This is a genomic window from Neorhizobium sp. DAR64860/K0K1, from assembly GCF_050500205.1.
GTDB lineage: Bacteria > Pseudomonadota > Alphaproteobacteria > Rhizobiales > Rhizobiaceae > Neorhizobium > Neorhizobium soli.
The window spans coordinates 2987795-3005099 of the sequence record NZ_CP191459.1 but is presented as its reverse complement, the minus strand read 5'-3'; the positions used below and the strand labels follow the sequence as shown (position 1 = coordinate 3005099).

General features: G+C 61.4%; 17 protein-coding genes. 11 read left to right on the top strand and 6 right to left on the bottom strand.

The genetic code is table 11. The annotated features are described in order from the left end of the window. Positions 1 to 3: 3 nt before the first annotated feature. A complete protein-coding gene (gene lptC, locus ACQY1J_RS19090) occupies positions 4 to 681 on the bottom strand; it encodes an LPS export ABC transporter periplasmic protein LptC (protein WP_062578831.1) in 678 nt (225 codons plus the stop codon). A 213-nt stretch (positions 682 to 894) separates the two neighbouring features. Here lptC and sppA point away from each other — a divergent pair, with 213 nt between their 5' ends. From sppA to ACQY1J_RS19075, 3 genes are all read left to right on the top strand, one after another. Beyond that, positions 895 to 1851 carry a signal peptide peptidase SppA gene (gene sppA / locus ACQY1J_RS19085; protein ID WP_092663766.1) on the top strand — a complete coding sequence of 319 codons (957 nt, stop codon included), beginning with the start codon at positions 895 to 897 and terminating at the stop codon, positions 1849 to 1851. A 47-nt stretch (positions 1852 to 1898) separates the two neighbouring features. Further along, entirely contained in the window at positions 1899 to 2198 is a 300-nt protein-coding gene (locus ACQY1J_RS19080; RefSeq protein WP_062454023.1) for an integration host factor subunit beta, read from the top strand. A 118-nt stretch (positions 2199 to 2316) separates the two neighbouring features. Further along, positions 2317 to 2694, top strand: a complete 378-nt coding sequence (locus ACQY1J_RS19075) for a lipopolysaccharide assembly protein LapA domain-containing protein (protein ID WP_062454022.1) — start codon at positions 2317 to 2319, stop codon at positions 2692 to 2694. Between the two features lie 10 nt (positions 2695 to 2704). On the opposite strand, the gene ACQY1J_RS19070 is transcribed toward ACQY1J_RS19075, so the two are convergent. Next, entirely contained in the window at positions 2705 to 3175 is a 471-nt protein-coding gene (locus tag ACQY1J_RS19070) for a CoxG family protein (protein WP_113166972.1), read from the bottom strand. A 133-nt stretch (positions 3176 to 3308) separates the two neighbouring features. Between ACQY1J_RS19070 and ACQY1J_RS19065 the strand changes: the two genes are divergently transcribed. From ACQY1J_RS19065 to ACQY1J_RS19045, 5 genes are all read left to right on the top strand, one after another. Beyond that, the gene (locus ACQY1J_RS19065; protein ID WP_430252004.1) at positions 3309 to 4508 is read left to right on the top strand and encodes a class I SAM-dependent methyltransferase; all 1200 of its coding nucleotides are present in this window, start codon (positions 3309 to 3311) and stop codon (positions 4506 to 4508) included. Further along, on the top strand, positions 4505 to 5362 hold the full coding sequence (locus ACQY1J_RS19060) for a TrmH family RNA methyltransferase (protein WP_430250577.1): 858 nt from the start codon (positions 4505 to 4507) through the stop codon (positions 5360 to 5362). Before ACQY1J_RS19065 ends, ACQY1J_RS19060 begins: the two co-directional genes overlap by 4 nt. Beyond that, positions 5362 to 5868, top strand: coding sequence for a signal peptidase II (gene lspA, locus ACQY1J_RS19055; protein ID WP_325263903.1), 507 nt, complete (start codon positions 5362 to 5364; stop codon positions 5866 to 5868). The genes ACQY1J_RS19060 and lspA overlap by 1 nt, the downstream gene beginning before the upstream one ends. Before the next feature lie 95 nt (positions 5869 to 5963). Continuing rightward, positions 5964 to 7697 carry an ATP-binding response regulator gene (locus tag ACQY1J_RS19050; protein WP_430250576.1) on the top strand — a complete coding sequence of 578 codons (1734 nt, stop codon included), beginning with the start codon at positions 5964 to 5966 and terminating at the stop codon, positions 7695 to 7697. A gap of 112 nt (positions 7698 to 7809) precedes the next feature. Further along, a complete protein-coding gene (locus tag ACQY1J_RS19045) occupies positions 7810 to 8694 on the top strand; it encodes a GNAT family N-acetyltransferase (RefSeq protein ID WP_062454017.1) in 885 nt (294 codons plus the stop codon). Here ACQY1J_RS19045 and ACQY1J_RS19040 read toward each other — a convergent pair. The 3 genes from ACQY1J_RS19040 to ACQY1J_RS19030 all read right to left on the bottom strand — a co-directional run bounded on the left by ACQY1J_RS19040 (position 8691) and on the right by ACQY1J_RS19030 (position 11722). Further along, positions 8691 to 9080: a type II toxin-antitoxin system VapC family toxin gene (locus ACQY1J_RS19040; protein ID WP_430250575.1), complete on the bottom strand. Its 390-nt coding sequence runs from the start codon at positions 9078 to 9080 to the stop codon at positions 8691 to 8693. The genes ACQY1J_RS19045 and ACQY1J_RS19040 overlap by 4 nt on opposite strands. Further along, entirely contained in the window at positions 9077 to 9340 is a 264-nt protein-coding gene (locus ACQY1J_RS19035) for a type II toxin-antitoxin system Phd/YefM family antitoxin (protein ID WP_430250574.1), read from the bottom strand. The genes ACQY1J_RS19040 and ACQY1J_RS19035 overlap by 4 nt, the downstream gene beginning before the upstream one ends. A gap of 84 nt (positions 9341 to 9424) precedes the next feature. After that, positions 9425 to 11722, bottom strand: coding sequence for an NADP-dependent malic enzyme (locus ACQY1J_RS19030; protein ID WP_430250573.1), 2298 nt, complete (start codon positions 11720 to 11722; stop codon positions 9425 to 9427). Positions 11723 to 11935: 213 nt separating this feature from the next. Here ACQY1J_RS19030 and mutS point away from each other — a divergent pair, with 213 nt between their 5' ends. The 3 genes from mutS to ACQY1J_RS19015 all read left to right on the top strand — a co-directional run bounded on the left by mutS (position 11936) and on the right by ACQY1J_RS19015 (position 16134). Then, complete coding sequence (mutS, locus tag ACQY1J_RS19025) at positions 11936 to 14584, top strand: DNA mismatch repair protein MutS (RefSeq protein ID WP_430252002.1); 2649 nt, start codon at positions 11936 to 11938, stop codon at positions 14582 to 14584. 30 nt (positions 14585 to 14614) lie between these two features. Then, positions 14615 to 15097 carry a transcription elongation factor GreA gene (gene greA, locus ACQY1J_RS19020; protein ID WP_092663754.1) on the top strand — a complete coding sequence of 161 codons (483 nt, stop codon included), beginning with the start codon at positions 14615 to 14617 and terminating at the stop codon, positions 15095 to 15097. Positions 15098 to 15189: 92 nt separating this feature from the next. Beyond that, entirely contained in the window at positions 15190 to 16134 is a 945-nt protein-coding gene (locus ACQY1J_RS19015; protein ID WP_430250572.1) for an MYG1 family protein, read from the top strand. 4 nt (positions 16135 to 16138) lie between these two features. Here ACQY1J_RS19015 and ACQY1J_RS19010 read toward each other — a convergent pair whose 3' ends face one another. After that, entirely contained in the window at positions 16139 to 17191 is a 1053-nt protein-coding gene (locus ACQY1J_RS19010) for an alpha/beta hydrolase family protein (RefSeq protein ID WP_430250571.1), read from the bottom strand. Between the last annotated feature and the right edge of the window lie 114 nt (positions 17192 to 17305).

Below are 17305 nucleotides of genomic sequence, written 5' to 3'. Positions count from 1 at the left end.
GCCCTATTTGCCTTGGTTGCGGATGCGGGCAGGGTCGAGGTCGACCTGAACCTTGCCGATCAGGGTGATTGTGTGTCCCTTATCCGTTATCTTCAGGGAGTTCGCAACAATGGAACCCGCGTCCATGGAGATTTTGACCGGGTCCGGCGTATCCATCAATCCACCCGGTATATCGAGGCGGGCGGATTGGAAGCGCGCAGTAATCCCGTTGGACAAATTAACGTCGAATGGTTTGGTAAGATCCAGCTTGTCGGCGCCACGATCGAAGTCGGCTCCGGCGGCCGTGACACGCGCAACGACCTCGTCATTGATCGGCACGGCCGCCTTGACGTTTTCGAGGCTGATCATGTTCGGGTTCTGGATATCCTGCAATGCGCGGTTGGCAATCATCGAATAGCTGATGCCGTCGCTGTTGCGGCCGGAAATCGCGGGCCGTTCCATGACGATCTTGCCATTTTCGATGCGCGCGCTTTCGATCGACAGGTTTTCCGGCAGATAGGCGCGCACGATCGCCACCCCGATAAAGGCGGCGGAGATGATGGCTGCACTGATCGGCAGGAATATCTTGAGCTTGCGCACCCTTGCGGAATGGGCAAGTGCCGACTGATAGATATCGTCGGGCGACTGCCCGATCGCACGGGAAGCGCCGGCCAGGGCTGGGTTGCGGATATGCTGCAGCATTCTGCTCGTCCGGTCCTTTCCGGCAAGATTTGTCGTAAAGATGACTGGGCCGCCTGCGTTGAGATCGACGTAAGTGGCGCTAGTTGTTCACCTGCGGCCTCAATATGGTTTTTATCGTTCAACAAACAATAATGGACAACATAAAAACGTGATATGCCCGCTTGAAACAAAAAGCCGGACCCTATTTGGGCTGGCTCGCTATGAGGATTGAGAATGGATCAGATGGGGATTGCTGAACGGCGCCAGTTGCGTCGGAAACTGAGTTTCTGGCGGGTTGCGGCCCTTGTGTTTCTCGTCGGCATCGGTTTCGCGCTGTATCGGGTTACGGTCGGCGCCAGTGGCAACTCCGCGGTCGCGCACGTCGCCCGCGTCGATATCTCAGGCATGATCCTTGACGACAGGGAATTGCTGGAGCGATTGGAGAAGATCGCCGAAAGCAGCCAGGCAAAGGCGCTCATCGTCTCGATCAATTCTCCGGGCGGAACGACCTATGGCGGCGAGCGCATCTTCAAGGCCATCCGCCATATCGCGCAAACCAAGCCCGTCGTCTCGCAGGTCCGCACTCTTGCCGCATCCGCCGGCTACATGATTGCATCTGCTGGCGATCATATCGTCGCCGGCGAAAGCTCCATCACCGGCTCGATCGGCGTCATCTTTCAGTACCCTCAGGTCGATGAAGCGCTGAAAAAGATCGGCGTATCGCTGGAGGAGATCAAGTCGGCGCCGCTGAAGGCCGAGCCATCGCCCTTCCATCCTGCCAGCGAAGAAGCCAAGACGATGATCCGCAATATGGTGATGGACAGCTACGCTTGGTTCGTCGATCTCGTGGCCGATCGCCGCAACATGCCGCGCGATGAGGTTCTGAAACTCGCTGACGGTACGATCTTCACAGGCCGTCAGGCGCTTGCCGTCAAGCTGGTCGATGAACTCGGCGGCGAAGACGAGGTCCGCGCCTATCTGGAGACCCGCGGTGTGGCCAAAAGCCTGCCAGAAGTGGAATGGAAGGACGGCAAGTCCTCGTCCTCATTCTGGTTCGCCAGTGCCGTGTCGCAGTTTTTCCGCATGACCGGACTGGGCGACCAGCTTTCCCCGGCAGCGCTTCGGATCTTCGGCTCCGACAAGTTGTTCCTTGACGGTCTGGTTTCCGTTTGGCAGGTTGGAAGCGACTGAAAGCCTAATTTTTTCAGGGGGCACCTAACTTTTTTCAGGGGGCAGAAGTGATCAAATCTGAACTGGTGCAGATCGTTGCAGCGCGCAATCCGCATCTCTACCATCGTGACGTCGAGAATATCGTCAATGCGGTCCTCGACGAGATCACTGATGCTCTCGCCGGAGGTAACCGGGTCGAGCTGCGTGGCTTCGGCGCGTTTTCGGTAAAGAACCGTCCGTCGCGCTCCGGCCGCAATCCGCGCACAGGCGAAAGCGTCTTTGTCGAGGAAAAATGGGTGCCGTTCTTCAAAACGGGCAAGGAATTGCGCGAGCGCCTCAACCCGGATTTGGCCGACGAGGACGATTGATCGCGTCGAAGGTCGGGCATCACACTTGAAAGCATGACGCCGCCCTCTATTCTGCACTAGACGCCGGCAGCGATGACCGGCGATCCATCGTTTGATTGTCACTTGCCGGGAGAAAACCATGACCAAGTTCAAGAGGATCGTGAGCCTCGTGATCTTTGTGCCCCTCGGCATCGTTTTGATCGTTCTGGCCGTCGCCAACCGTCAAAGCGTCACGCTCGCACTCAATCCCTTCCGTCCGGAAGACAGCGTCCTGTCGCTGACGGCACCGCTGTTCCTGCTGGTACTGCTGGCGCTCCTGTTCGGCATGGCGCTTGGCTCGTTCGTGACCTGGTGGAGCCAGGGCAAGCATCGCAGACAGGCCCGGATTGAAGCTCGCGAGGCCGTCCGTCTGCAAAAGGAGAACACTGCCGCGGTCAAGCCGTCGCCGTCAGTCGTTCCGGCCAACCAGGCCATTGTTCCCGCCCCGGCCAGCAACGCCGCGCTTCCAGCCAGATAACGACCCGCGGTCAGAGCCCCTCGGTTCTGGCCTCCGCCGTCTTGGCGATGACCGCTGCGTTGAAGTCCGCAAAGAACTTTGCTGCCAGCTTCTCGGTTGTCGACCGCACGAGCTTGGAACCAAGCTGCGAGATACGCCCTCCGGTTTGCGCCCGCGCGATATAATGCAGCACGGTCTCAGTCCCGTCGGCCTCAAGCCGTACATCGGCCGCGCCCTTGGCAAATCCCGCAACGCTTCCCTGACCCTCGGCGGAGATCGTGTAGCTTTCTCCCGCCCTGATGTTCGAAAGCGTGATCGTGCCGGCAAGGCCAAGCGAGATCAGGCTGAAGCGAACCTTGATGCTGGCGGCAAGTTCGTTGTCCGAAATCCACTCCAGACGCTCGCAACCGGGAATGCACTGGCGGATGGTTTCGGCATCGTTCAGCGCGCGCCACACGATATCCCGCGGCGCCGCGATCCGTTCCTGCCCTTCGATATCCATCTCGATCTCCCGTTTCGCTGATAAGATAGGCATGGAAGCGCGCGAAAACAGATCTGACGCTATTGCCGGCTTTGAAGAACGCGGCACAGATGCTATCTGCTGCGAAAGACAAGAACCCGAGCGGATGATCGCAGTGAAGAACAAGGAAAGGCGGCCGACCGGCAAGCGCCCGGAGAAGCCAGCAGCCAAGGGCGCGCCTAAGTCGCCTGCAAAAAGCCCGGACAAGCGCCGCAGCGAAGCTGGCAGCCGTCCGGCCGTTGCCGCAACCCGCACCAGGTCGACCGGCCCCCAGGCTGCGCGCTCGGAAGGTCGGGCCGAAGCCCAAACCACCCAGTCGCGCCGTCCTGACAGACCACAGGCACAACCGCACGTACCGGTCGAAACGCGTCCGCTTCTTGCCCGCAGCGGAAATCTGCCCGCCGAACGCGTGCCGATCATTCTGGAATCGTCGGGCGCTGGCGATTTCCACCTGATCGACACCGGCCGCGGCCTGAAGCTTGAGCAATACGGCGATTACCGGGTCGTGCGCCCGGAAGCCCAGGCCTTGTGGCAGCCGACGCTTGCCGACGACATCTGGGAAAATGCCGACGCAATCTTCACCGGCGACACGGATGAAGACGGCATGGGCCGTTGGCGCTTCCCATCACAAGTGCTCGGGGAAACCTGGCCTCTCGCCCTTCTCGGTATCGATTTCCACGGCCGCTTTACCGCATTTCGCCATGTCGGCGTGTTTCCGGAACAGATCGTCCACTGGGAGTGGATGAAGGAACGCGTCGAGGAAGCCGCCAAGGCCGGGCGCACCCTGAAAGTCCTCAACCTGTTCGGCTATACCGGCGTCGCCTCGCTCGTGGCGGCAGCCGCCGGTGCCGAAGTCACCCATGTCGATGCGTCGAAAAAGGCGATCGGCTGGGGTCGCGAGAACCAGTCCTTGTCGCGTCTCGAAAAGGCACCGATCCGCTGGATCTGCGAAGACGCGATGAAGTTTATCCTGCGCGAGGAACGCCGCGGCAACACCTACGACATCATTCTCACCGATCCGCCGAAATTCGGCCGCGGTCCGAATGGCGAGGTCTGGCATCTGTTCGACCATTTGCCGCTGATGCTCGATGTCTGCCGGCAACTCCTGTCGCCCAAGGCGGTCGGGTTGGTGCTGACGGCCTATTCGATCCGCGCCAGCTTCTATTCCATCCATGAACTGATGCGCGAAACCATGCGCGGCGCAGATGGCGTTGTGGAATCGGGCGAACTCGTCATCCGGGAAGCGGGCCTTGACGGCAAAGTCCGTGGCCGCGCGCTTTCCACCTCTCTTTTCAGCCGTTGGGTACCCGCATGAGCGATAATTTTCACAGAAACGGGCCACGGCGCGTCGGGCAGGTGAAGGAAGTCACCTCGCTCGCCAACCCCATCATCAAGGACATCAAGCTTCTCACCGACAAGAAGCACCGGGAAGAATCCGGTGCCTTCATGGCGGAGGGGCTGAAACTGGTCATCGATGCGCTGGAACTCGGCTGGACAATCCGCACGCTCGTCTATGCCAAGGCTGCCAAGGCCAAGCCGCTGGTCGAACAGGTTGCGGCAAAGACCGTTGCTGATGGCGGCCTCGTTCTCGAGGTCAGCGAAAAGGTCCTGTCGTCGATCACGCGCCGCGACAATCCGCAGATGGTGGTCGGTATTTTCGAGCAGCGCTGGGCACGGCTTGCCGATCTGAAGCCTCAGGCTGAGCAGACATTCGTCGCGCTCGACCGCGTCCGCGATCCGGGCAATCTCGGCACGATCATCCGCACGGCCGATGCCGCCGGCGCCTCCGCCGTTCTTCTGGTCGGCGAAAGCACCGACCCGTTCTCGCTGGAAACCGTACGCGCCACGATGGGCTCGATTTTTGCGATGCCGGTCATCCGCTGCTCGGCGGAAGAATTCCTGAACTGGCAAAAGGGAGCGGGCGTCAGCGTCGTCGCCACCCATCTGGCCGGCGCCGTGGATTATCGCACTGCGGACTATACCCGCAAACCGGTCGTTCTCCTGATGGGCAACGAGCAGTCCGGGCTGCCAGACAGCCTTGCGCACGCCGCCGATCGCACGGTCAAAATTCCGCAACAGGGCAGGGCGGACTCGCTCAATCTCGCGGTCGCGACGGCCGTCATGCTGTTTGAAGCCCGCCGCCATCTGCTGACGCTGGAGGATAAATAATGACCGCTCGCGTTGGTCTCCTGTCGCGACCCATCAGTGCGGTCATCTTCATCATCATCGCCGTGCTACTCGACCAGGCGATCAAGATCGCGGTCGAAAATTCGCTGCCGCTAGAGCAAATGGTGCCGGTCATGCCGTTTCTGGCGCTCTACCGCACCTATAATATGGGCGTAGCCTTCTCGCTTCTGTCCGGCATGGAGCGCGAATTCATCATCGGCATGCGCCTCGTCATCGTTGCCTTCGTGCTGTGGCTCTGGCGCCGCACGCCCAAGGACCGGCCCTTTGCCCATCTCGGCTATGCGATGATCATCGCCGGTGCGATCGGCAATCTGATCGATGGCATCGTTTACGGGCATGTGGTGGATTACATCCTGTTTCACACCGCCACCTGGTCGTTTGCCGTGTTCAATCTCGCGGACAGTTTTATCAGCGTCGGTGCAGGTCTCGTCATTGTCGACGAGCTGTTCGGTCCCAAAGCGGCGGCATCCGTAGACGAGCAGAAGTAATTTTGCTCGACGGATAATTGCGAAATCGAGCGATTGGCATAATTTTACCGGATTGATCTAAGACTTCGGAAGGAAACCTCGGGTAATCTTTCCGTATGCGCGACATCGCCGAAATACAGAACCGTATCTCACAGGCCTTCACGTCGCTCGCGCCGAAGGACGGGTCTGACGACGTAGCATGGAATGGAGTGCCCCGCACGCCGGAGCAGCCGGTCGCGGCGAACGTCCAGAGACATCCAGGCGCTCTTCGCGCACTCTTCACAAAAATCTTCAAATGGCGCCGCCCACAGGCCATTGCTGCCGACGTCTCGGGCTCTCCGCAGATCGCCAACGTCGTCCATGAGCTACGAACGCCACTGAACGGCATTCTTGGGATGACCCACCTCTTGGGTCAGACGAAGCTGACGGCGGAGCAGCAGAATTACTTGAGCGGTATCCGCCAGTCCGGCTACGCCCTGGCTCAACTGGTCGAAGATCTGCTGGATCATTCCACGATGGAGGCCGGCCGGTTCCGTCTCAACAACCGTGCAGCGGATCTGCGCCAGCTGATCGAAGGTGTCGTGGAAATGCTCGCGCCCCGCGCCCATGGCAAACGGATCGAGATCGCCGCCACCGTATCCGCCGCCGTGCCGGAGCTTCTCGACTTCGATCCTGCCCGCATTCGCCAGGTTCTGTTCAACGTCATCGGCAACGCCGTCAAGTTCACGACCACAGGCGGCGTGCTGGTTCGAGCCTTCATCGAGAACGAGACCGTGGCGATTTCTGTTGCCGATACCGGCCCGGGCATGACCGAGGAAGAGCAGACCCGGATCTTCGGTGCGTTCGAACAGGCAGGATCAGCGGAAACGCGCAGCGGCGGCACAGGTCTCGGCCTCGGCATCGCCTCGCGCATCCTGGCCGAATTCGGCGGCTCGCTGTCGGTCTCCAGCCGCAAGGGCAATGGCAGCGTCTTCACCATCCGCTATCCCATGCGTCTTGCCGAGGATGCGCCGGCCGGTGCTGCCGTTCGCAACCGCTCGCTGTTTGGCTCTCGCGTGCTTCTGCTTGCGCCAGATGGTCCGGCCGCCTTTGCGACCGTTTCCAGCATCGAAACACTCGGCGGCCGTGGGAGGCATGTGTCCGATCCCGCCCAGGTGCAGCTATTGATCGATCGGGCCAAAGCGACAGGCTCGCCCTATACCGATCTCATCGTCGATCACCGACTGGCCTCCGACTACGCGTGGGAACCGTCGCACGCGCCGCTGCACCGTATTCTACTGGTCAATCCGGAGGAAAGGGCGTCGCAACCCCAGGAATATTTCGATGCCTGGCTGATCCGGCCGCTGCGCGAAAAATCGCTGGTCGATGTCCTGAGTGGCCGCATGCGTGGTTTTGGCGCCCGCGACCGCCCGGTAATGGACGTGCCGGCTCCTGAAAATTCAAACTCGGTCGATCGCAAGCGGGAAGCCGGTCCGGCCCTCGATATTCTTCTCGGAGAAGACGATCCCGTCAGTGCGCTTCTGGTCGCCGCGGTTCTGCGCAAGGCAGGGCACACGGTTCGTTCCGTGGAGGATTTCGGAAGTCTCATCGAAGCCCTTGGCGAAAACCGCCCGGATGTCGTTCTCTGCGACATGCATATGCCCGGCGGCAACATCATGGATCTCATCTCCGCCGCCTCCAGAACCGCGCTGCAGCCGGTCCCCGTCATGGTGCTGACAGCCGAAAGCCGCGGCGAGGCGCGGCGCAAAGTCATCGATCAGGGCGCCTGCAAAGTGCTTCAGAAGCCGCTAGATCCGGCTGTTCTGATTGAGGAATTGCGCCTTTTTGCGCAGGCTTCCAGCACATCCTGACAGTCGCGTTGACGGGCCTTGCACCACTTCCTATTGTGACGATATCTGTCACGCTCTTGTTGCAGATGCATGTTTAAACGCGGGTGATCCAACCGGTACGGGAAGAATCACCATGGCTATCGAACTCCTGAACCGCACATTGACCTCTGAGACAAAGCAGGCCCCGGCTGCTGACCCGGCAAATAGCCGCGTTGGTAGCGATGTCTTCGGTCGCATCGGCACGCTCGAAACAAGGCTTGCCCGCAACCTGCGCGAAATCGATGCCGCCCAGGCCGTGCGCTACCGCGTCTTCGTCGAGGAGATGGGCGCCACGATCGAGCCCGAGGCGATGCGGCTTCGACGGGATATCGATAGCTACGATGCGATCTGCGACCATCTGCTTGTCGTCGACAACGCGATAGACGGTGAAATCGAAGACCAGATCGTCGGAACCTACCGGCTTTTGCGCCAGAGCGTCGCTGAGGCGAATGGCGGGTTTTATTCGACGTCCGAGTTCGATATCGCGCCACTTCTCGCCCGCCATCCCGACAAGCAGTTCATGGAACTCGGCCGCTCCTGCGTGCTGCCCGAATACCGCACCAAACGCACCGTCGAACTGCTCTGGCAGGGCAACTGGGCCTATGCGCTGAAGCATGGTGTCAATGCCATGTTCGGCTGCGCCTCTTTCCCCGGCGTGCGTCCGGAAGAACACGCGCTGGCGCTGTCCTTCCTCCATCACAATGCGCTGGTGAAGGACGAGTGGATGGTCCACGCATTGCCTGATCTCAATCGCAACATGGATCTGATGCCGGCCGAGGCGATCAATCCGCGCCAGGCGCTTTCCGCCATGCCACCGCTGGTCAAGGGCTACCTTCGCCTCGGCGCCATGATCGGAATGGGAGCCGTCGTCGATCAGGCCTTCAACACCACGGATGTGCTGATCGTGCTACCGATCGCCTCGATCTCCGGCCGCTACATCAACTACTTCGGCGCCGACGCCGGCCGCTTCGCGAACTAGAGAACGAGCCTGATCCGTCCCCCGTAGCGCCCCAACATCTCGTCAGATGTCAGCAGCACCATATCCTCCATCATCGCCTGCGCGATGAGGATGCGGTCGAACGGGTCCTTGTGGATGGGCGGAAGCGTTTCGAGCGCAAAGGCGTGTCGGGAGCTCAGGGTCAACTCCGCATAGCCGTTTTCGAGGAGGCTTGAGTGGAGTTGTCGGACGTCAACTTGAAAGCTGGTCTTGCCGAGCGCACATTTGATCGCCACCTCCCAGAGACTGACCGCACTGAAAAAGAAACTGTTGCGATCGTCTTCGATCATTTCCCGCACCGATTTCGGCAGTTTGGGCGAGTCCTCCGAGATCCAGACCAGAAGGTGAGAGTCGAGAAGCGCCCTCACTTCCCGTCGCCGTGGAACATGTCTTCAATTTCCTTGGCGAACACGGTGTCGAAATCGTCGGGGACAGAGATTTGTCCTTTCAAAAATCCGATCCGCCGTTTCTTGGGTTCGGTAACCTCGGGTGTCGCCGCCTCATCGACAGCAACCACCGTCACCAGCGGCTTGCCCGCCTTGGCGATCACGAACGGTTCCCCATTCGCGGCTTCATCGACAAGCTGCGACAGGTTTTCTTCGGCTTCCTGAATGCTGACGGTCTTCATGAGACGAAAACTCCGATCGGACCAGATGAGACATCCTAATCCGATCGGTTCAAGCTTTCAACAAATGCGTCGGTGCGGGGTCTCTCAGGACCCCGCGTTATAGGCGGCGATGGCTGCCATGTTGACGATTTCAGTGTCCTTGGCGCCCATCTGGGTGATCTGCACCGATTTATCCAAACCGACGAGAAGCGGCCCGATCAGCGTCGAGGCACCGATTTCCTGCAGCATGCGGGTGGCGATCGAGGCCGAATGGATGGCCGGCATGACAAGCACGTTGGCCGTGCCGGAGAGACGGCAGAACGGATACTGCTCCATGCGGCTGGCATTGAGCGCCACGTCGGCACCCATCTCGCCGTCATACTCGAAATCCACCCGACGTCCGTCGAGGATCTTCACCGCCTCGCGGACCCGCTCCGACCGTTCGCCGATCGGCTGGCCGAAGGTGGAATAGGCAAGCAGCGCCACCCGGGGCTCGTAGCCCATGCGCTTGGCGACGCGCGCGGCTTCCACGGCGATGTCGGCAATCTGCTCGGCAGTCGGCATGTCGTGGACGGCGGTATCCGCCACGAAGATCGTCCGGCCGCGGGCCACCACGATCGACACGCCGATCACCCTGTGTCCGGGCTTGTCGTCGATGCAGCGGCGCACGTCGGAAAGAGCGGTCGCATAATTGCGCGTCGTGCCGGTTACCATCGCATCCGCATCGCCCACGGCCACCATGGTCGCGGCAAAATGGTTGCGGTCGTGGTGGATCAGCCGCTGCACGTCACGCAGAAGCAGTCCATGGCGCTGCAGGCGGGCGTAGAGGAAGTCGATATAGGTATCGACGCGATTGGAAATGCGCGCATTGATGATCTCGATGCCGGGACGTTCGAGGTCGATACCGGCCTTTTCGGCCGTCTCGCGGATCACATCGTCGCGGCCGAGCAGGATCGCAGTGCCGAGACCCTGGCTGCAGAACGAGATCGCGGCCCGCATGACCTGCTCTTCTTCGGCTTCGGCAAACACCACGCGCTTGGGGAAGCGGCGAACCCGGTCGTAGATCCCTTGCGTCGTTGCAGCGATCGGGTCGCGGCGGGCGGAAAGCTCGCGACCATAGGCGTCAAGGTCGGTGATGTCGCGACGCGCTGCTCCGCTTTCCATTGCGGCTCTGGCGACAGCGACGGGAATGGCCGAGATCAGCCGCGGATCGAACGGCACGGGAATGATGTATTGCGGCCCGAAACGCGGGCGGTTGCCCTGGTAGGCGGCAGCCACGTCATCAGGCACGTCCTCGCGGGCTAGATCGGCCAGCGCCTGCGCGGCGGCAATCTTCATCGCATCGTTGATCTGCCGGGCTCGCACATCGAGCGCCCCGCGGAAGATGTAGGGAAAGCCCAGCACGTTGTTGACCTGGTTCGGATAGTCCGAGCGGCCGGTCGCCATGATCGCGTCGTCGCGGATGCGCGCCACTTCTTCCGGCGTGATTTCCGGATCGGGATTGGCCATCGCGAAAATGATCGGCTTGTCCGCCATCGAGCGGATCATCGTTTCGGTAAACGCACCCTTCTGGGAAAGACCGAACACCACGTCGGCACCCTTCATGGCCTCTTCCAGCGTCCGGCTGTCGGACTTGACGGCGTGGGCGCTCTTCCACTGGTTCATACCCTCGGTGCGCCCCTGGTAGATCACGCCCTTGGTGTCGCAGAGGATGATGTTGGCAGGGTTGAAGCCCATCGCCTTGATCAGCTCGATACAGGCGATCGCGGCAGCGCCCGCGCCATTGCACACCAGCTTCGTCGTCTTGAGGTCGCGGCCGGTCAGTTCCAGCGCGTTGATGAGACCGGCGGCGGCGATGATCGCCGTGCCGTGCTGGTCGTCATGGAAAACCGGGATGTCCATCAGCTCGCGCAGGCGGCTCTCGATGATGAAGCATTCCGGCGCCTTGATGTCCTCGAGATTGATGCCGCCGAAGGACGGGCCGAGATAGCGCACGCAATTGATGAATTCGTCTACGTTTTCTGTATCGACCTCGAGATCGATACTGTCCACATCGGCAAACCGCTTGAACAGGACGGACTTGCCTTCCATGACCGGCTTGGATGCCAGTGCACCGAGATTGCCGAGACCAAGGATTGCCGTGCCGTTGGAAATTACGGCCACCATGTTGCCGCGCGTCGTGTAGTCATAGGCCTTGGAAGGGTCGGCGGCGATCGCCAGAACCGGCACGGCGACACCCGGCGAATAGGCCAGCGAGAGGTCGCGCTGCGTCGCCATCGGCTTTGTCGGGGTGATCTCGAGCTTGCCGGGACGGCCCTGCGAGTGGAAATCAAGCGCTTCCTGCTCGGTCACCGACGCTCTGTTGCGCGTGTTCTTTTCCGGCGTCTTGTCGTTTGCGGGCATTGGCCTCTCCAGCTTTTTGTGGGCAGCGCCCCTCGAGGTCGCGGGGGATGTTGTAATTCAAGGGTCATCACCGATAGTGTCGCCTCTTTCCAGACGCAACAATAAATCTGCGCAACAAACATTGGTGCCGTGACCCATTTTCAAAGACCTACGCTCGATGCCCTGACGACCGACCAGCTGGCTTCGGAGGAAAGCCGCGCGTCGGCAACGCCGATGATGGAACAGTTCATCGAGATCAAGGCCAACAATCCCGGATCGCTGCTGTTCTATCGCATGGGCGATTTCTACGAGCTGTTCTTCGAGGATGCGATCGATGCCTCGCGGGCTCTCGGCATCACGCTGACGAGGCGCGGCCAGCATATGGGACAGGACATTCCGATGTGCGGCGTGCCCGTGCATGCAGCGGATGACTATCTGCAGCGGCTGATCATGCTCGGCTTTCGCGTTGCCGTCTGCGAACAGGTGGAAGACCCGGCGGAAGCGAAGAAACGCGGCTCCAAATCGGTCGTCAAACGCGATGTCGTGCGGCTCGTCACGCCCGGCACGATCACCGAAGAGAAACTGCTCGTCGCCTCGGAATCCAACTACCTGATGACGCTTGCCCGCATCAAGGGTGCTGCCGAACCGCTGATGGCGCTTGCCTGGATCGATATCTCCACCGGCGTATTCCGGTTGGCGGAAACCGAGCCGTCGCGCCTGCTCGCCGACATCCTGCGGATCGAGCCGCGCGAACTGATCATGCCGGATACGATGTTCCACGATGCGGAGCTGAAGCCGGTCTTCGACGTGCTTGGCCGCGTCGCTGTGCCGCAGCCTTCGGTCCTGTTCGACAGCGCCACGTCGGAAGGCCGCATCGCGCGCTATTTCGGCGTCGGCACGCTGGATGGCTTCGGCACGTTTTCGCGCGCTGAAATGGCAGCGGCCGCAGCTGCCATCGCCTATGTGGAAAAGACCCAGATGGCGGAGCGCCCGCCGCTCGGCCGACCGGAGCGCGAAAGCGGTGCCTCCACCCTGTTCATCGATCCCGCCACCCGCGGCAATCTGGAACTGACGAAAACCTTGTCAGGCGAGCGCGAAGGCACGCTCCTGAAAGCGATCGACCGAACCGTCACCGGCGGCGGTGCAAGGCTTCTGGCCGAACGGCTGATGTCGCCGCTGACGGATCCCGACCGCATCAACCGAAGGCTCGATTCCGTCTCCTTCCTCAGGGACGAGCCTGGCCTGTGTTCGGATCTGCGCTCCTCGCTGAAACACGTGCCCGATATGCCGCGCGCCCTGTCACGTCTGGCGCTCGATCGCGGCGGCCCGCGTGATCTCGGTGCGATCCTCGCCGGTCTCGAAGCGGCGCGTGGCGTTGCCAGCTTCCTCAGTGGCGCCATGCTGCCGCAGGAACTGTCGGAGGCGCTCGATGATCTGAAGATGCTGCCGGCGGAACTCGAAACCCTGCTTGGCACCACGCTTGCGCAAGACCTTCCGCTCCTCAAGCGCGATGGCGGCTTTCTTGCGGATGGTGCACGTGCCGAACTGGACGAGGTCCGCGCACTGCGCGATCAGTCGCGCAAGGTCATCGCCGGGCTGCAGCTGCAATATGCCGAAGAGACCGGTATCAAGTCGCTCAAGATCAAGCACAACAACGTGCTCGGCTATTTCATCGAGGTGACCGCTGGCAATGCCGGCCCGATGACCGATACGCCAGAGGGCAAGGCGCGCTTCATCCATCGCCAGACCATGGCGAATGCGATGCGCTTCACCACGACCGAACTGGCCGATCTCGAAAGCCGCATCGCCAACGCCGCCGACCAGGCCCTGACGATCGAGCTCGAAGCCTTTCGTCTCATGGTCGAGGCCGTGACCGCCGAAGCCGAAGCGATCAAGGCCGGCGCCCGCGCGCTTGCCATCGTCGACGTTGCAGTCGGCCTTGCGATGCTCGCCGAGGAGTGGGACTACCGCCGCCCGGCAGTCGACGCGTCGCGCATGTTCGCGATCGAAGGCGGTCGCCACCCGGTGGTCGAGCAGGCGCTGCGCCGTCAGTCATCAGGCCCGTTCATCGCCAACGAATGCGATCTTTCGCCTGCCGGAACCGACGAGTTCGGTGCCCTGTGGCTTCTCACCGGCCCCAACATGGGCGGTAAATCGACGTTTCTGCGCCAGAACGCGGTGATCGCGATCCTTGCCCAGATGGGGTCCTTCGTGCCCGCCGCGTCCGCCCATATCGGCATCGTCGACCGCCTGTTTTCCCGCGTCGGAGCCTCCGACGATCTTGCCCGCGGCCGTTCCACCTTCATGGTCGAAATGGTCGAGACGGCAGCGATCCTCAACCAGGCGACGGACCGTTCGCTGGTCATCCTTGATGAGATCGGCCGCGGCACGGCAACCTTCGACGGCCTGTCGATTGCCTGGGCCGCAGTCGAGCACCTGCACGAAGGCAACCGCTGCCGTGGGCTGTTCGCCACCCATTTCCACGAACTCACCGTGCTCTCGGAAAAGCTCAACCGCCTTTCCAATGCCACGATGAAGGTCAAGGAATGGGACGGCGAGGTCATCTTCCTGCATGAAGTCGGACCCGGTGCTGCCGATCGCTCCTACGGTATCCAGGTCGCACGGCTTGCCGGCCTGCCCGACAGCGTTGTCGCCCGTGCCCGAGATGTGCTGACCAAGCTTGAGGACAGCGATCGCAAGAACCCCGCAAGCCAGCTCATCGACGATCTGCCGCTATTCCAGGTGGCGGTGAGAAAAGATGAGATGAAGCGCGGTCCGTCAAAGGTCGAGGAAACGCTGAAAGCCATCAATCCGGACGAAATGAGCCCGCGCGATGCGCTCGACGCCCTATATGCGTTGAAGAAGCAACTTGCGGCCAAGTAAGGCCGCATCTCAGTTGAAAGGAACACGCACGTGAGCGTCGCCTTCGTGAAGGAAGAAAGTGCTGAAACCGCAGCGGAAACCCAGCTGCCGGACAGGCCCGTCTCGTCGCATCCCAACCTCGTCACCGAGGCCGGCCTGAAGGCGCTCGAAGCGCAGCTTCGTACCGCAAAGGAGGCTTTTGACGCGGCCAACACGGTTGAGGACGTCAACGAGCGCCGCCGCCAGGCCGCAGGTCCCGCGCGCGACCTCCGCTACTTCGCCGAGAGGCTGCACAGCGCTCAGCTAGTGCCTGCACCGGTTTCGACTGAAGTCGTCGCCTTCGGCAACACGGTGCGCTTCAGCCGTGACGACGGCCGCGAGCAGGCTTATCGCATCGTCGGCGAGGATGAGGCCGATCCGAAGGAAGGTTCGATCTCCTACGTTTCTCCCGTTGCAAGTGCGCTTCTGGGCAAGTCGGTCGGCGATGTCGTGACTGTAAACGGTCATGAACTCGAAATTACTGCAATTTCCTGACGCATTCTCCCGAAACCACACCTCAGCGCTTGAGAAGGCCCTCCGCTCCGGCTATCTGATTCTTTCCATTGAAAGAAAAGGCTGATCGCGGCATGACTCCAGATTATCTCGTCACCCATTCCGGTGGCTTCCATGCCGACGAACTCCTGTCCAGTGTCATCCTGACGCGGCTGTTCCCCGATGCACGCATCGTCCGCAGCCGGGCTCCCGAATGGATCACGCCGGGTGGCGACCGCATCATCTACGACGTCGGCGGCTCCTTCGACGCGCAGGCGCAGATTTTCGATCATCACCAGCGCGGTGCGCCCTTGCGAGATGACGGCGCGCCGTTCAGTTCCTTCGGCCTGATCTGGAAGCACTACGGCCGCGATTACCTGCTCGCCTTCGGCGTACCGGAAGCCCATGTCGAGGCGGTGCACGCAGCCTTCGACACCAAGTTCGTGCTGCCGATCGACCTCATGGACAATGGCGCGCTCAGCCCCTCGGCCGCAGGTCCGATGGCCGGCCTGACACTGCCGTCGCTTCTCGAAACCCTGAAGCCCGCCTTTGACGAAAAGGACGAAGGCGCCGATGATCGCGCCTTCCATGCAGCGCTTGTCATTGCCCGCGCCTTTGTCGAAGCCGGTATTTCCCAGCGCGCCGCAAAGCTGCGGGCAGAGACGCTGGTTCTGGACGCCATTGCCAAGGCCGGCGAGGGTCGCATCCTCGAATTGCCGATGGGCATGCCGTTCCGCCCCGCCATCCTGAAGGCTGGCGCCGATCAGCTTCTCTTCGTCGTCCACCCGCGCGACAAGGACTGGTGCGTCACCGGCATCCGCCGTGCCGATGACGGTTTCGAACTGCGCGCCGATCTCCCCGCCGCATGGGCCGGGCTCACCAATGCAGATCTGGAAGCCGCATCCGGTGTCGAAGGCGCCACGTTCTGCCACAACGGCCGCTTTATCGCCGCCGCCAGAACCCGCGAAGCAACGCTTGCCATGGCCGAACTCGCGGTGAAGGAGGCCCTGTCGGAAGGCCTCCGTCCTGCCGTCGGCTGAGCGCTTAGCGTTCCAGCAGCGTTCTGCGCAGAAAGACGGCGATATTGAAGAAGATCTGCTGATGCAGCTTTTCGCGTGGGATGTCGCTCACCTCATCGCAAACCGGATCATCCTCATACTGCTTCAGCAATTCGGCTCCGTTCGCATTGCAGATGCTCAGGAACGAGAAATGGTTTGCGCCGGGAACCAGCGCGTAGTTGGCCTCCGGAATATCGACCGCCAGCGACTTGGCGTTGGTGCCGGACATGATGCCGTCGCCTTCGCCGAGGTTGATGAAAAGCATCGGCCTGCCGATGCCGGCAAGACTTTCGTTCTGGTAAGCCACGGCAAAGCCCGGATCGATCGCAATTACCGCCGAAACGCGTTTGTCGCCATAACCACCTTCGAATGCCTCCCGGTCGACCTTGGAGAAATCCACCCCGCCTTTCTGAAACCAGTTGCAGCCCGCATCCTTGCCGCCTGCCTCCGCGCAATGGGCAACAAAGGTCTGCAGCGACGCGTGGGCACCGGCGGTCAGCATCATCGTGTTGCCCCCAAGTGAAAAGCCGATGCCGCCGATCCGCTCCATGTCAACAAGCGCGCTCCAGGTGGCGCTCGTCGTCAGTGTATCGATCAGGGCTGAAACATCCTGTGCCCGCTCCCAGATCTTGAAGCTTTCCACTGGAATGGAATCGCCTGATGTCGAATGGATATGATTGGGTGCCGCAACGATGAAGCCGTTGCGCGCGAGTTCTGTCGAAAGCCAGCCCAGCCCCGCTGCATTGCCGCCCGAGCCATGGCTCAGAATGACCAGCGGAAACTTTTCCTGCACAGGCGTGGCATTGCGGCGAGCAGGCACGCCGACCCACAGAGCATCGGCGCCCAGCGTATACGGCTCGCCGTCGGCCTTCGCCGGGTAGGTGATCAGCACCCTCTCGGGTTGGGTTCGATGCGACGGATTGATCTGGATCCACTGGGTTCCCGCCTCGAAGGCGAAGGCCGGCAAGGCGGTTGCGGAATACCCGAAACCGATCAGGGCAAGGGTTGCAAGGCGAAGGCGGGGTAGGGGCAGGGCCATGGAAATCTCCATCGGGGTTGTGAACGGCACCACCCTTGCGCCTGTATCTGCCTGCCTTTCGACCTCGATCGTGATATGGTCGGACCTCAAACATGTTTCAGGCCATTTCCCGCC

What these genes read in the sequence shown, in the direction of transcription:
- lptC (WP_062578831.1), bottom strand. Translation starts at nt 681, where the DNA reads ATGCTGCAGCATATCCGCAACCCAGCCCTGGCCGGCGCTTCCCGTGCG.
- sppA (WP_092663766.1), top strand. Translation starts at nt 895, where the DNA reads ATGGATCAGATGGGGATTGCTGAACGGCGCCAGTTGCGTCGGAAACTG.
- ACQY1J_RS19075 (WP_062454022.1), top strand. Translation starts at nt 2,317, where the DNA reads ATGACCAAGTTCAAGAGGATCGTGAGCCTCGTGATCTTTGTGCCCCTC.
- ACQY1J_RS19070 (WP_113166972.1), bottom strand. Translation starts at nt 3,175, where the DNA reads ATGGATATCGAAGGGCAGGAACGGATCGCGGCGCCGCGGGATATCGTG.
- ACQY1J_RS19060 (WP_430250577.1), top strand. Translation starts at nt 4,505, where the DNA reads ATGAGCGATAATTTTCACAGAAACGGGCCACGGCGCGTCGGGCAGGTG.
- lspA (WP_325263903.1), top strand. Translation starts at nt 5,362, where the DNA reads ATGACCGCTCGCGTTGGTCTCCTGTCGCGACCCATCAGTGCGGTCATC.
- ACQY1J_RS19050 (WP_430250576.1), top strand. Translation starts at nt 5,964, where the DNA reads ATGCGCGACATCGCCGAAATACAGAACCGTATCTCACAGGCCTTCACG.
- ACQY1J_RS19045 (WP_062454017.1), top strand. Translation starts at nt 7,810, where the DNA reads ATGGCTATCGAACTCCTGAACCGCACATTGACCTCTGAGACAAAGCAG.
- ACQY1J_RS19035 (WP_430250574.1), bottom strand. Translation starts at nt 9,340, where the DNA reads ATGAAGACCGTCAGCATTCAGGAAGCCGAAGAAAACCTGTCGCAGCTT.
- ACQY1J_RS19030 (WP_430250573.1), bottom strand. Translation starts at nt 11,722, where the DNA reads ATGCCCGCAAACGACAAGACGCCGGAAAAGAACACGCGCAACAGAGCG.
- mutS (WP_430252002.1), top strand. Translation starts at nt 11,936, where the DNA reads ATGATGGAACAGTTCATCGAGATCAAGGCCAACAATCCCGGATCGCTG.
- ACQY1J_RS19015 (WP_430250572.1), top strand. Translation starts at nt 15,190, where the DNA reads ATGACTCCAGATTATCTCGTCACCCATTCCGGTGGCTTCCATGCCGAC.
- ACQY1J_RS19010 (WP_430250571.1), bottom strand. Translation starts at nt 17,191, where the DNA reads ATGGCCCTGCCCCTACCCCGCCTTCGCCTTGCAACCCTTGCCCTGATC.